Raw genomic sequence first — 14,429 nt, 5'->3', positions numbered from 1 at the left:
GATAGGCACAAGTGACGATTTGCGTTATCTTGTGCCCAATTGCTCACTATGGTTTATCTATGTTTGATTCATACTCAGGGTATCGGCTCCTCAGCCGGCTGGTGATCTTCCTCCTGCTCTGTTTTGCTGTTGGATTGCTCATCAATCAAGTGCTGTGGGTTATGCTTATTGGCACCATTGGGTTGCTGGTTTGGCATTATAAACAGCTCTCTCGGCTTAATTATTGGTTGTGGCGTGATAAACGACTGACACCACCAAATGGTAGTGGTAGTTGGGAAGGTGTGTTTAATGGTATTTATCGTTTACAGGGTAAAAATCGTAAACGTGTGAGTCAGTTAGCTTATCTGTTAGCGCGTTTTCGTCAAGGTGCAGAAGCCCTGCCAGATGCTGCAGTGGTGTTAGATTCTGAAAACAATATTTTATGGTGTAACAAATTAGCGCAATTATTATTAGGCTTAGTTTGGCCGCAAGATAACGGTCAGCGCATTGATAATCTTATTCGCCATCCTGATTTTTCTATTTACCTTAAGCAAGCTGATTTTAGTGACCCTTTTGAGTTAACCGATACTCAAAATGACGCTCGGGTATTAGAGATCCGTATCATGGGCTATGGCTCTGGCCAGCTGCTACTGATCGCTCGAGATATTACCCGAATACGTCAGCTCGAAGGGATGCGGAAAGAGTTTGTCGCTAATGTGTCTCATGAGTTAAAAACGCCATTAACGGTATTGCAAGGTTATCTCGAAATGATGCAAGGCATGGCTGAGCCAGGTTCGCCAAGTATTAAGGCGATGGAGCAGATGCAGCAACAAACTCACAGAATGCGTTCGATGGTAGAGCAACTTCTGGTGTTGTCACGTATTGAAGATGCGTCCGCGGTTAATCTTGAAGCTAAGGTCAATATGGCATTGCTGATGGATACACTTAAAGAGGAAGCTCAAGCACTCGCTGCGAATAAATATCAGCTGTGTTTTGAAAGCGATGCTGATCTCAACATCTACGGTAATGAGATGTTGCTTCGAAGTGCGTGTTCAAATTTGGTGTCTAATGCGATCCGTTACACTGAGCCTGGCGGTAAGGTTTCCATTGCATGGAAGCGAGTACCTATGGGAGCGCAGTTTAGTGTCACCGATACCGGAGAGGGGATAGCACCACAGCATTTGACCCGTTTAACGGAGCGCTTCTATCGCGTTGATAGTGCCCGTTCTCGCCAAAGTGGTGGCACAGGTTTAGGCCTTGCGATAACTAAGCATGCACTGAGCCATCATCAAAGTGATCTCAATATTGAGAGCCAATTAGGTAAAGGTAGTTGTTTTAGTTTTATTATCCCTATTCACCTCATCGATATGGATTAGCAGCCTTGCTGCATAAAGTGGCCGATAGCAAGTAATTAGCATTCGTTTTAATACGTTTACGCCGTCATATAATGACGGCGTTTGGCGTTTATTATGACCACCGTTTGACAATCGTATTTAAGAAATATAAAAAACTGCATTTTATTGCGCTTTGTCATCTAAGTGTCACATCACGGTCATAGACTTGTCACTGTAGCGATTGATACTAGCTGCAACTTAAATGAAGCAAGTAAGCAAATCAGCTTAACACTGGAGCAAAGAATGAAACTTAAACAGCTTGTCGGTGCGGTGAGTTTAACAGCCGCTAGTGTATTTTCAGTAGCCGCAATGGCTTCTATCGATCCATCACTACCAACTTATGAAAAGAGCAGTGGTGTATCGGGTAACCTATCTTCTGTAGGTTCTGACACGCTAGCTAACATGATGACGTTATGGGCTGAAGAATATAAAGAGATGTACCCTAACGTTAATATCCAAATTCAAGCTGCTGGTTCATCTACTGCGCCACCAGCATTAACTGAAGGAACTTCACAGTTCGGCCCAATGAGTCGCAAGATGAAGCCTAACGAAGTTGAAGCGTTCGAAAAGCATTACGGCTACCAGCCAACACAAATTCGTGTTGCTATAGATGCATTAGCAGTATTCGTACACAAAGATAACCCAATCAAAGGCCTAAGCATTGAGCAGATCGACGGCATCTTCTCTGCAACACATAAGTGTGGCGGTAGCGATGTACAGCGCTGGGGGGATGTGGGTCTAGAAGGTGACTGGTCTGCTAAAGACGTACAGCTATATGGTCGTAACTCAGTATCTGGTACTTACGGTTACTTCAAGAAGAAAGCACTTTGTAAAGGTGACTTCAAGGCTAATGTTAACGAGCAACCAGGTTCTGCATCTGTAGTGCAATCTGTTTCTCAGTCACTAAATGCTATCGGTTACTCTGGTATCGGTTATAAGACTGCAGGCGTTAAAGCGGTCGCTATCTCTAAGAAAGGCAATGACTTTATCGAAGCATCTGCTGCGAACGCCGCTGACGGTAGCTACCCACTTTCACGTTACCTATATGTTTATGTGAACAAGCATCCAAACAAAGATTTAGCGCCACTTGAGCGTGAGTTCCTTCGCTTTATCTTGTCTAAGCAAGGTCAAAAAATCGTTGAGAAAGATGGTTATGTACCACTTCCACGTAGCGTAACTGCTAAAGACTTAGAAAAAGCGGGCATCCGCCTGTAAGCTTTACCCTAAGTCAAAAAGGCCTCCTCGGAGGCCTTTTTTGTCTTTAAATGAAGGCGGTATTTTTGTTTGAGTTTCGGTGGGTTGTATTTTGTTTGGGTAGCGTTTTGTTTAGTCGGTGTTGGGCAGAGTGTTTGAAGGCGTAACTTCATCGCCATCTAACGCCTGCCCGGCGAGGGATGTGCAGATACCCCTGTGAGACGCCGTGAATAAGTCCCTTTAGGCTCTGCCGAAACATCCCTGTTTCGGAAGCTCACCGGCGTATCTACACTCGGTATCTATCGTCTCTTCGATTTGGCGGTATATTGGACTGGCATACAGCCGAATTTAGATTGTGTGAGTGTTAAGTGATTTTAAGTCGATATCGGTGTGTGCTTTTTGTATGGATGAAAATAAAAAATTTTAGAGCAAAAAGCTTTAGAGTTAGTCATTTAATTTTAAATCTAGCTAGATAATCGATTTGGGGAAATGCGCATGCGCACTAATAGCATCTTATGCTGTGAACCTCTTACAAGCGCACATCGTAAGATGGTGCAGTGGTCAAGTTAAATTGGATCGAAGATATTCTGAACCAATAATTCATGCCAGCACTTCTGGCTAATTAAGTATTTACAGGGCAAAATACCTGCATAATAAAATGTTAGCTCTATAAGAGAAATGGTAACCGAATGAATGATCTATATACTCAAGTGATCACCGTCTTTTTAGGTTTTTTTGCGATCATGAACCCTATTGCTAATACCGCTGCTTTTGCTGGTCTGGTCGGCGGTAAAAGCAAAGCCGAGCAAATTAAAATTGCATCGAAAGCACTCATTATTACATTTATCGTAATTTTATCTTTTGCTCTACTTGGAAAAGCAATTTTTCATTTATTTAGCATCACCATCTCCGCATTGAGGATAACAGGGGGCATTTTGGTGTTTCTTGTCGGGTATCATATGCTTAATGGGCATGGCTCCAAGATGCATTCAGCTGAAGGTAATGAAGAAACGGATATCGCGGTATCGCCCTTGGCAGTCCCTCTTCTTGCTGGGCCTGGTACCATTGCAACGGCAATGAATTATTCTTCCTCAGGAGGAATAACGGGGATATTAGTGACTGTTTCTGTATTTGCAGTAATGTGTCTTATCACTTTCGTCTGCTTTATTTTTAGTTCAAAGATTCTAGCCGTAATAGGTGAAAGTGGTCTGAGTATTGTCACTCGACTAATGGGGCTAATTCTTGCTGTCATGGGAACGCAAATGGTGATTACTGGGGTAACCTCTGTTGTCAGTAACATCAGCTAGCAAGGCCTGCAAAAACCGCCCTCCGGGCTGGAGGTTGCTGATGCTTTGCCTTTTATGGCGCCGTTAGACATAGAAATATTAATCTGACACTCACATGTATAGGGTTAAAGTTTTAACTCGAAAATGTCCAACCAGTTTTTCATAAGGCCAAATCTAAGAGAGCGAAAACTCTGTGTGATATCCATCAGTATCATTTGTAGTCTCTGCTTGTTTAATGCGAACGAGTTCAGATAGAGCTAACTCTCGCTCGTCTCAGCCAAATTTTAGATAAAAAAAAGCGACCTTAATAAGGTCGCTACAAGTTCCAATTCGGAATCTAATGATAGTTGCGCTAGAAACTATCTCAAGGGAATGATGATGAACGATGAAAAATATAACCAGTTGAAGAAGTGAATTTTCAACTGCTGCAAATTCTGTTCATATAGTCAGAGTGCACTTTTTCTAATTAGTTCCGATTATTTTTAAATTTTTTTGATTTTTTTAAATAATTAACTAAGACGAATAGTGAAACTGAAAAACGACTTGGGCTTTAATCTTGAGTTTTAAGCGTAGATTATAAGTTCGTATTTTGAGCTAGGGGCTTTATTGGCTGTACAGTACGCAGCCAGTGATTGTTGAGTTGGGAGGCTTAAGATTGTGCGGTCTAACCCTCAAGCCTGGAGTCTATCTTATTTTTATGGTTTTTCATCATAAAGCGCAACGTCGGTATTGGCGCTAGAAAGGCTGGGTTATGGTTGTATAAAATATGCGCTGGTGTTTTGTCTTCACCTAACACAGTCAATTTCAATGGTATTGTCGGGTGAGATGGCTACAATATCCTCAACCGCTCTGCCCACTAAAAGAAGGAATCATCAGTGTCTAAGCAATGGGATAATAATCAAGACCATCACTCGTTTGCGAATGTCGACCATGTCAGAGTCACCCATTTGGATCTTGCGCTGTCGGTACGGTTTGAACAAAAGCAGTTGTTAGGGACCGCGCAGTTACAACTCGACTACCTCGATGCTCAGTGCCGAGAGCTGTATCTAGATTGCCGCACATTAACCATTGAATCCGTTATTGATGATGCAGGGCAAGCGTTAACATTTAGCATGGATAAGCAAGACCCTATTCGTGGTGAGCGGCTCAATATTCGCTTACTCTCGGCAACCAAGTGGGTATCCATTGGCTACCGTACTTCTGCCGATGCCCAAGGTTTGCAGTGGTTAACGCCAGAGCAAACCAGCGGCAAACAGTTACCCTTTCTTTTTAGTCAGTCGCAGCCGATTAATGCCCGCAGTTGGATACCGCTGCAAGACAGCCCCAAAGCCCGTATCACCTTTAACGCGACTGTCGAGGTGCCTAAGGGGATGCGCGCAGTGATGAGCGCCATGAATGATGCCGATGCGCCATTAACTGGCCGTTTTTCTTTTGAAATGGAAAAGTCTATTCCAACTCATTTAATGGCCATTGCGGTGGGGGATTTACAGTTTGGTGCAATAGGTCCAAGAACTGGGGTGTATGCAGAGCCTGAACTATTACAGGCAGCGGTAAAGGAGTTTGAAGATACCGAGCAGATGGTCGAGATTGCTGAATCGCTGCTTGGCCCCTATCCGTGGGGGCGTTATGACATGATTGTGCTCCCCCCGAGCTTTCCTTTTGGTGGTATGGAAAACCCAAGGCTCGCATTCATGACCCCAACATTGATAGCAGGCGATAAGAGCTTAGTGTCAACCGTTGCCCATGAGCTCGCGCACTCTTGGACGGGGAATTTGGTCAGTAACGCCACTTGGCGCGACTTGTGGCTCAATGAAGGCTTTACTACCTATTTCACCAACCGCATCGTTGAAGCGGTATTTGGCCAAGAGCAGGCTCAGCTTGAGGTCGTACTGGAATATGGCCGCTTAAAAGAGGAGTTGGCATTAATGCCGTTAGCGGCGCAGACGTTACCCGCCAACGTGCAAGCGGGCGACCCAAATGATGCGTTTAACCGCTTTACCTATGATAAAGCGTCGATGTTTGTCCACGACTTAGAAAAGCGTCTTGGCCGTGAATCATTCGATAAGTTTCTTTATCAATATGTTTGCCACTTTGCTTTTGAAGCTATCACCACCGAAACTTTTGTTGATTATGCAAAGCAGACCTTGTTAGTTGAACATGGCGACAAGATCAGTGAGCAAGAGTTGCAAGAGTGGGTATATGGAAGAGGGATGCCCTATTGGTTTACGCCGCCTAGCTCAGACAGCTTAGATAAAGTGGATGCGCTGCTGGCGGATTGGCAAATGGGAGGCAAAATCGATAAACAAAATACCCAAGATTGGCGCGTACATCATTGGCAGTATTTTTTGGGTAGCTTGCCTGGCAGTGTCGATCAACAAACATTGATGCAGTTAGACGAAGTGTTTGATTTTACCCACTCAACTAACGCCGAAATAGCCTGTGATTGGTATCGAGTGGCGATCCGTAATCACTACGACCTTGTACTACCTGCGCTTGAGCGCTATCTGGTGAAAATTGGTCGTGGTAAGTTTGTGCGCCCGCTATTTACCGAGTTGCAGCTTGCTGGCTATCACTCTGAGTTAGCTGCTATCTATGCCAAGGCGCGGAGCGGTTATCACCCCTCTTTAGTCGTGCAATTAGATAAGCAGTTTGCCAACTAGCTAAAAAAAATGGCAACCAAAGGTTGCCATAAACAAAGTGTTTTTAGAGTCATCAGCCATATGCGCTAGCTTTGGGTAATGCTCTTGGGACCGATAGGGTCACCAAAGGGAGATGATGAACAAACATGATGAAAAATCTGTTACCTATTATCAGAGTCGCAGATTAACGGTTAGTTCCCACCTTATTGTAAAAAATAGAGTTTTATTTCAATACGGCTTCAATGGTTTAGAACAAAAAAGGTTTAGAACAAAAAGGTTTAGCACAAAAAAAATGGCAACCAAAGGTTGCCATAAACAAAGTGTTTTAGAGTCATTAGCCATATGCGCTAGCTTTTGGGTAATGCTCTTGGGACCTATATAGGGTCTCCAAAGGGGGGATGATGAACAAACAATGATGAAAAAATCTGTTACCTATTATCAGAGTCGCAGATTAACGGTTAGTTCCCACCTTATCGTAAAAAATTGAGTTTTATTTCAATACGGCTTCAATGGTTTAGAATAAAAAAGGTTTAGCACAAAAAAATGGCAACCAAAGGTTGCCATAAACAAAGTGTTTTAGAGTCATTAGCCATATGCGCTAGCTTTGGATAATGCTCTTGGGACCGATAGGGTCACCAAAGGGAGATGATGAACAAACAATGATGAAAAAATCTGTTACCTATTATCAGAGTCGCAATTTTTAAAGAAGTTCAGTAAATGATGTGAAAATAGTTTAAATTTTTCAAATTATCTTATATGGATATTTCTATCTCCATATAAGATGTTGTTTTAAAGTGTTTTTATTGGGAATATAAAAAAAGGCAACCTATCTAGTTGCCATTGATCTAGGAAGATCAAGGGGACCGCGCTAGAAGTCCCAGGGAGAATGATGAACATGAAAAATCAATTCTTCGCGTTCAATTATTTGAGCCAGTAACGTCAATAAAGTTCAAAAAATAAACAAATTAATTTCAGTTTATTGCCATATTTTTGCTATCTGTTTGGATTAATTGAGTAAAGATTTTATCTTTTGTTCAAGAGATTCGGGTGTGGTTGTTGGGGCGAATCGCTCAAGGACCTCTCCGTCACTATTGACTAAGAATTTAGTGAAATTCCATTTAATCGATTCACTACCTAATAGACCTTTAGCTTGTTTCTTTAAGTAACGATACAGTGGGCTAGCACCGTCTCCGTTGACCTCTATTTTTGCAAATAGTGGAAAATTAACCCCAAAATTGAGTTCACAAAACTGACTTATCTGCGACTCGTCTCCTTGCTCCTGTTTACCGAATTGATTACAAGGAAACCCCAGTACAGCAAAGTGCTCAGGGCCATAAGAATCATACAAAGCCTGCAGGGCCTTGTACTGGGGTGTAAATCCACACTTGCTGGCAGTATTGACGATAAGCAAGACTTTACCTTTAAAGTCACTCATTGGTTGTTCGCTACCATCAATCCTTGTTACTGAAAAATCATAAATAGACATAATACTCTCCCATGCTTGTTTTAATCTTAGACTAGCAGCAAATTAAGTTGTGCGCAATTTAATTTGTTTTGGTGCACCTCTCCAGAGGAGTGTGATGTATCAACCTATCGATGTGTCTGCGTGATACAGCTGTTTTACTTGGGTTTGATTTGTGGCTTTATGTTATGCACTTTGTTGCTTAAATCTTTTTAAACAATAAGATAGCTAAGTTTTGATAGTTAACCTTTTTGCGTTTTGCTACTCTGCGATCAATATTCAAAGAGGTATTTATGAAATCTAGATTTGCAGTATTTAGTTTAGGCTTAATGGCATTGTCTGCTAATGCGACCGATATTAATGTGGGTATCAATGATGATGTACTCTCTGCCGATGTAGAGATGAATTTGAATAAGTCGGCCAATCTTGTACTTGGCTATATCTATTCCGATGATGATGGTCATGCGGTGTCGGCTGCGGCACATATGACTCATAATGCGGGGATCCACCATTTTGAAATTGGTCCAAAGTTTTCTCATTATTGGGCTAAGCAGAGTCAAAATGGCAGCCTTGTTTCCATTGGTGGGCGCTATTCAATGGATCTGGGCTCTAACATAGCGCTGAAGACCTCGGCATACTATGCTCCTTCGGTACTCAGTTTTGGCGATATAGATGGTCAATATGAACTTGATGGCAGAATTCAGTTTCAACTGAATCCTGCGTTAGGGTTATTTGTGGGATACCGTAATATTCGTCTGCAATACGATCATCGAAGAGACAGCACTTTTGATAATGGTTTTTATATCGGTGCGGCAGCAAGATTTTAGCGTTTTACTCGGCTCGTCGCTTGTTTCAGCTGATTGCTTAAATGCCTACGAGCCTTTTATTAACTGGGCGCAATATTTATCCGCTAACGCCACTGTTCTTCTCGATAATTATCACTATTGCTATGTCGTTTTTGCTGTTCACTCTGCTGGCGACGTCGTTGTTTAGCCCGTTTTCCACGCTGTTTGTCTTGTGAGTCGAGCTCCCATGGTGTTGAGCCATTGGGTACCATTTCATATTTGTCTAAGTATTCATCATAGTGTGACATTGCAATATCCATATCTAGCGTCTGTAAAACATTGTTGATTTTTGTCGCCGTTTACTGAAAACCTTTACTGGTTAAGACGATGAGTTGTCGCTATCTCGACAGCCTGCAACGCAGTAAAACAGGGTCAATCGATGCAGCAGATTTTGCTCATTAATCATCAAATGGCATACTAAAAAGCGTAAGTGACAGCGCTGTGACAAACATAAGACGGTAGCGTGACATTTTTTAAGTACTACCAATCGATATAATGTATGACTATATAGAGATAGGGCAAAGCTCGACTGAAGGAATTTAGGCGCTAGGGTAACGCATGGCGCGGTTACCGAGGATGCTAGCGCCGAGGAACAATGAATAACCTCACCTCAGAAGCGCTAAACGCTCGCTGAGCGAGCAGATCTTTTAGACTGAAGGTAACTTGGAGTTAAGCTCAGCTAGTTTAGTGAAGGCGCAGACAGATGCGGGAATAATCGCAGGTTTTGGCTTTAAAATAGTATCGATACATCATTGGCCGACGAGTTATCGCCGGCCAATTAACGCTATGGTTAACCCTTTACCATTTTGGCGACAAACATGCCGTCGCTATCGGCCTGATAGGGAAGGACCGTTAGCATTGATGAAACATCACCTGTAAATGGGTGGGTTAATGCTTGTAGGGTAAATTCACCGTGAGTGGCTAAAAAGGACTCAACAACCGCTTCATTTTCACTAGGACTCAATGAACAGGTGGCATATACCAATACGCCGCCCGATTTTACCGCGGCAGATGCGCGGCTTAAGATATCGAGCTGCAGTGCCGGTTTGTCGGTAATCGCGGTTTCATCATCGAGCCAGCGCATATCGGGATTGCGTCGCCACGTGCCAGTGCAACTGCAGGGCGCATCAACTAATACTCCATCGAAATGTTCGCTTGGCACGGGAAGGGCGTCCGATTGCCAAGGTGATACGCGTATCTGTGTAAAGCCTGCCCGCTTAGCTCGTTTATTCAGCTCTTCTAGTGGCTTACGACGAATATCAGAGGCCACTATACTGCCTTTGCTGTGAGGGTTTTGCTGTAACATCAAGGAGCGCAGCTGCAGCGTTTTTCCGCCCGCACCGCTGCAAGTATCCCACCATAGCTGATCATCTTTTGGCATACAGATATTACCTATTACCTGAGAACCGAGATCTTGGATCTCCAGTTGGCCTTCGGTATAGAGTGTTAATCCATTAAGGTTAATGCTCTTATGGCCAAGATTAATGGCATCACTAAAGTAGGCGCTCATCGATGCTGGGATGTCGCTATCGCTTAATGCCGCGATAGCCTTGTTGCCATCTATTCCTTGTAGGCGTCCCCATATCGGTGGACGAGAGCATAGGGATTCGATAAGGGCATGTTGCTCTTGTGGTGTCGAGTCAGGATAGTGCGCCCAGAACCAGTTAGGCACCAAATCGGTAATGGCAATAGCAAGCTCACTAAAGCAGTTTTGCATCATCTTAAGCTTGAGAACTAAGCTACTAATATCATTTGTGTTATTAATGTGTTCAAGTTCAGTTAATGCCGCAAAACTAAACCAGGCATCACGAATATCTTGCCATGGATGATCTTCGATTTTTGCCGTTAACACTAATGAAGCAAACCAGGCTTGAGGTGCATTACACACTTGAGGCAGTTGTTTCAGCCACCCGTGCCAGCGGAATAGCCCAAACAAACTTTCTCTAATGACGCGTCTGTCTTTTGAACCATGTTTTTTATGGGTACGAAAATACTCTGCGACTACGCGATCCGCGGGCATCTTACTCTGCATCACTTGTTCAAATAGTTGATGAATAGTGATGCTGTAACTCAATGCGCGTTTATGGGGGGATGTATCAGCATTTACATCTTGATGGATGGTTTCAGTTATCGACACGTTCGATGCCTTATCTGTCGCTGCTGAGGTTAATGGAGAAGCTGAAGTATCGACCATGAATATTTGCCTAGCGCTGGTTCTAATTTCGAAGCCGCAAGTTTAACAGATGTCGTTGCTTTTGGGAGCTTTGCTTAACAGATTCGCTAGGCCTATTTTACGGATGAAGAGCGGGGAGCCTATAGATATTTAAAAAGTCCCGCTAACCCTTAGTGCTAAATCGTTGCTGAGCGATCACATCTTTATACTAATTGCTATTATTGAGACCCTAGTCAGTACAAAAGCAGAGCAAGCTAATTAGGTTGCTCTGTTTTTTGCATTTCGAGCATGAGTCGAAGTCATATTTCTGTTATTGTGCAGCTGAAATGAGAGGGGATTATGGAAAAGTACGAACAACTATTAATTTCATTGCGCCGAGTGATCAGAGCCATCGATATACATTCTCGGCAACTCAATAAGCAGTCTGGCCTAACAGGTCCACAGCTGATGGTGATTCAAACCATCTCTCAACTAGATCGCCCTTTAGCTAAAGACGTGGCTCAAGAGGTGGCGCTAAGTCCTGCCACTGTGGCGACTATTATTGATAGACTCGAAGCACGTGACCTTGTTGTCAGAACCCGCAGCGAGTCAGATAAGCGCAAGTGGCATTTGTCATTAAGTGATGCGGGAGTAACGATTTTAAGTGGTGCCCCTAAACCATTGCAGGATCATTTTATTAAGCGTTATCAAAATCTTGAAGAGTGGGAACAAAGTCAACTGCTCTCTGCTGTAGAACGAATTGCTTCTATGATGGATGCCAACGAACTCGATGCAGCGCCCGTTTTGCTCGTGGGTCAGATACAAGCCGAAGAATAAGTGTTTCGCTCAGGTAATCTCTTGGCGTGCAGATTGGTTTTTGTGCAAACAAAACTTGGTTGTAGGAATGTGAGAGCGATATGGATCGTGAGATAAGTGGTATTAATAGAACAACACCAGCTTTAGTGCTTGAGGGCGGTGGGCTTCGTGCCATCTATACTGCAGGTGTGCTTGATGCTTTCCTTGAGGCTAATGTTCACTTTGAATATCAAGTGGGTGTTTCTGCTGGCGCTATTTACCCCGCATCTTATTTATCACTTCAACATGGACGCAATCTAAAAATTCAGCAGAACTATCTTGCCGACAAGCGTTATATGGGATTTAAGTATTTCTTGCGTGACGGCAACTATGTTAATACCGACTTTACCTACCGGCGTATGGCCCATGAACTGTTACCTTACGATTTTGAGACTTTTCAACGTAGTAATGCTGAGTTTAAGGTAGGCGCCTTTAATTGCTTAACGGGTGAGACTGAATTTTTTGGTAAGGGTGATTTTGCCGAACACGATCAGTTTTTGGAGGTTCTTATCGCCTCAAGTAGTTTGCCGTTTATCTCCACGCCCACAATGCTAAACAATATGCCTTACCTAGATGGGGGGATTGCTGAACCTATTCCTTTAGCGCAAGCGCGAGCTGATGGGTATCAACGCCAGGTGGTTATTTTGACCCAAGAGCCTAATTATCGAAAATCAGCCTTTAAATTTAAGTGGTTAGCACAGCGCGTTTACCGTCGTTACCCCAAAGTCGCTGCGGCGATATTAGCCCGTCATCAAGTTTATAACGACGCACTAACTGACTTAGCCTCCGCTCAGGCAGCGGGCACTGCGCTGGTTTTACAGCCCGAAACGTCTTTGGGGCTATCGCGTTTAGAGCGTGATGTGTCCAAAGTCGAGGCGGTATATCATCGCGGTGTATCAGATGGCAAAGCTTTCTTGCCAAAGCTTCAAGCGTTTCTTGGCCAATAGTTGTTCTGGTCAATTTTGTTCTTTCGCTTCCTATTAGGTCATTTTACAATTTTTTACGTCGCATATTAGGCGCTGCTGATTTATATGGGCTTTCGATAATAAGTGTTAGTTGAAGGGCGAGCTTGAGCCTTGGCTTGGGCTCGCCTTGTTTGTTTCTGCCCTTCAAAACTGGGCGCGGTGTTAGCCGTTGACTGCGATGATGGAGGGGCGTTGTTCCATCTTGTTTAACCAGGCTTTGATATGGGGTTGCTCGTCGCTTGGGGTTATCTCAAGATTCTTGATGAAGCTCATCATTACATAGGCGGTAATGTCAGCGACCGAAAAGTGTTCTCCAGCGACATAGGGCTGCTTGCTGAGCTGTTTCTCTAGTGTGGGTAGAAATTCGATAACACGTTGGCGAGACTCTTCTCCCCAAGCTTCGACGCAGCGCTCACGATCTTGGTAAATCTTAGTGATATTTCTAAATGCCTGAAACGCGACGAATAAGCCTTGCAGTTCACAGATCCGCTGCCACATTTCAACCTGTGCCTTTTCCAGAGGGGTATTGCCAAATAGCGAATGCTCCGCTGGATTGAGTTCGTCAAAGTAGCGGCATATTGCCATGGATTCACATAAGGTTTGCCCATCATCAAGCTCAAGTACTGGAATGCGGCCATTGATACTGATAGCTTTAAATTCATCGCTGAGGTTATCACCAGCACGAAGGTTGAGACTTTCACGAGCAAGTTCAATTCCCAGCTCATTGAGGAAAATATTGACGCGTCTTGCACTTGGGGTCATGGCTAATTCGTACAGTTTCATTGATCCATCTCCTTTTGTAAGCTATTTCGCGCCTTTAATCAGCGGAATACCGTTGGTTCCAACAGGGATATATACCGTTGTATGATTGGGCGAATCAGCCATTTTTAATTGGGCATTAATGGCTTCATGTTGCAGGTAATTCGGGGTTAAGGTGGTGTTGATAATCTTTTGTGCCTCGGCGATACCTTTGGCTTCTTCAATGCGGATCTCGGCATCTTTTTGCGCGATCTCTTTTTGGGTTTCTTTCTCAGAGAGCAGCTGCTGCGCGGCAAGTTTTTTCTCCACCGCAATCGCCACAATCTCTGGATAGTTGATATTGCCTACTACTACGTTTCTGAGCTGAAACGGTGATGTTTTAAGGTAGTTTTTGAGTTTTATCTCGACCGATTCAGCGATTTTTGAACGGTTTTCTTTCAGGGCAACACTATCATAGCGCTGCACTTCATCGCGGACATAGGTTCTGAAGGTTTCACGCACAAAGCGGATGTACCAGTTTTCTGCGCCATATTGTTCAACCACTTCTCTGACTGAGCCTGATTTGATAGCGATGACTGCATGAAAATTGAAACTGATGTTGAGATCATCATTGGCCAGTATCTTGAAGTTTTCGGTGTAGGTATTTGGCCGCATATCGATATTAATAATTTCGTTACGCCATAATGATACCCCATAGTTGCTAGGTCCAATCAGACTGCCGCGATATCCACCAGAACCAAAAATTCTCGGTTTTTCGAATACATAACCTTCTTCACCTGCTGGGGTGTTTGGGTTGGTACAGCCAGATAGTAAGGCGCTGAAGAGACCGACACTAATTAATACCGTTAGTGGTTTTATGATTGTTTTAATCGTTAATTGTTTGTTCATCTAATATCCCT

General features: G+C 43.6%; 12 protein-coding genes. 7 read left to right on the top strand and 5 right to left on the bottom strand.

Annotation, left to right across the window (positions count from 1 at the left end):
* The first annotated feature begins 59 nt into the window (after window positions 1-59).
* The 4 genes from phoR (at window position 60) to K0I62_RS13575 (ending at window position 6,513) form a co-directional block, all read left to right on the top strand.
* Window positions 60-1,355 (top strand): phosphate regulon sensor histidine kinase PhoR, encoded by a 1,296-nt coding sequence (phoR, locus tag K0I62_RS13590; RefSeq protein ID WP_220068626.1) that lies wholly within the window; start codon window positions 60-62, stop codon window positions 1,353-1,355.
* A gap of 261 nt (window positions 1,356-1,616) precedes the next feature.
* Window positions 1,617-2,588, top strand: coding sequence for a PstS family phosphate ABC transporter substrate-binding protein (locus K0I62_RS13585; protein WP_220068625.1), 972 nt, complete (start codon window positions 1,617-1,619; stop codon window positions 2,586-2,588).
* 668 nt (window positions 2,589-3,256) lie between these two features.
* Window positions 3,257-3,874, top strand: coding sequence for a MarC family protein (locus K0I62_RS13580; protein ID WP_220068624.1), 618 nt, complete (start codon window positions 3,257-3,259; stop codon window positions 3,872-3,874).
* Between the two features lie 854 nt (window positions 3,875-4,728).
* On the top strand, window positions 4,729-6,513 hold the full coding sequence (locus K0I62_RS13575) for a M1 family metallopeptidase (protein WP_220068623.1): 1,785 nt from the start codon (window positions 4,729-4,731) through the stop codon (window positions 6,511-6,513).
* Window positions 6,514-7,498: 985 nt separating this feature from the next.
* On the opposite strand, the gene K0I62_RS13570 is transcribed toward K0I62_RS13575, so the two are convergent.
* Entirely contained in the window at window positions 7,499-7,978 is a 480-nt protein-coding gene (locus K0I62_RS13570; RefSeq protein WP_220068622.1) for a glutathione peroxidase, read from the bottom strand.
* 269 nt (window positions 7,979-8,247) lie between these two features.
* On the opposite strand from K0I62_RS13570, the gene K0I62_RS13565 reads away from it, so the two are divergent.
* On the top strand, window positions 8,248-8,781 hold the full coding sequence (locus K0I62_RS13565) for a YfaZ family outer membrane protein (protein ID WP_220068621.1): 534 nt from the start codon (window positions 8,248-8,250) through the stop codon (window positions 8,779-8,781).
* 83 nt (window positions 8,782-8,864) lie between these two features.
* Here the strand turns inward: K0I62_RS13565 and K0I62_RS13560 are convergent, their stop codons facing one another.
* Together K0I62_RS13560 and K0I62_RS13555 are read right to left on the bottom strand one after the other, a co-directional pair.
* On the bottom strand, window positions 8,865-9,047 hold the full coding sequence (locus K0I62_RS13560) for a hypothetical protein (protein WP_220068620.1): 183 nt from the start codon (window positions 9,045-9,047) through the stop codon (window positions 8,865-8,867).
* A 542-nt stretch (window positions 9,048-9,589) separates the two neighbouring features.
* A complete protein-coding gene (locus K0I62_RS13555) occupies window positions 9,590-10,993 on the bottom strand; it encodes an RsmB/NOP family class I SAM-dependent RNA methyltransferase (RefSeq protein WP_220068619.1) in 1,404 nt (467 codons plus the stop codon).
* 318 nt (window positions 10,994-11,311) lie between these two features.
* Between K0I62_RS13555 and K0I62_RS13550 the strand changes: the two genes are divergently transcribed.
* Both K0I62_RS13550 and K0I62_RS13545 read left to right on the top strand, forming a co-directional pair.
* Window positions 11,312-11,788 (top strand): MarR family winged helix-turn-helix transcriptional regulator, encoded by a 477-nt coding sequence (locus K0I62_RS13550; RefSeq protein ID WP_220068618.1) that lies wholly within the window; start codon window positions 11,312-11,314, stop codon window positions 11,786-11,788.
* 80 nt (window positions 11,789-11,868) lie between these two features.
* Window positions 11,869-12,753, top strand: coding sequence for a patatin-like phospholipase family protein (locus K0I62_RS13545; RefSeq protein WP_220068617.1), 885 nt, complete (start codon window positions 11,869-11,871; stop codon window positions 12,751-12,753).
* 180 nt (window positions 12,754-12,933) lie between these two features.
* On the opposite strand, the gene K0I62_RS13540 is transcribed toward K0I62_RS13545, so the two are convergent.
* Both K0I62_RS13540 and K0I62_RS13535 read right to left on the bottom strand, forming a co-directional pair.
* On the bottom strand, window positions 12,934-13,554 hold the full coding sequence (locus tag K0I62_RS13540; protein ID WP_220068616.1) for a glutathione S-transferase: 621 nt from the start codon (window positions 13,552-13,554) through the stop codon (window positions 12,934-12,936).
* A 21-nt stretch (window positions 13,555-13,575) separates the two neighbouring features.
* The gene (locus tag K0I62_RS13535; RefSeq protein ID WP_258405003.1) at window positions 13,576-14,418 is read right to left on the bottom strand and encodes an SPFH domain-containing protein; all 843 of its coding nucleotides are present in this window, start codon (window positions 14,416-14,418) and stop codon (window positions 13,576-13,578) included.
* Window positions 14,419-14,429: the final 11 nt, after the last annotated feature.

The organism is Shewanella psychrotolerans, from assembly GCF_019457595.1.
Classification (GTDB): domain Bacteria; phylum Pseudomonadota; class Gammaproteobacteria; order Enterobacterales; family Shewanellaceae; genus Shewanella; species Shewanella psychrotolerans.
The sequence above is the reverse complement of the archived record's forward strand: the minus strand, read 5'-3'. Positions and strand labels throughout refer to the sequence as shown.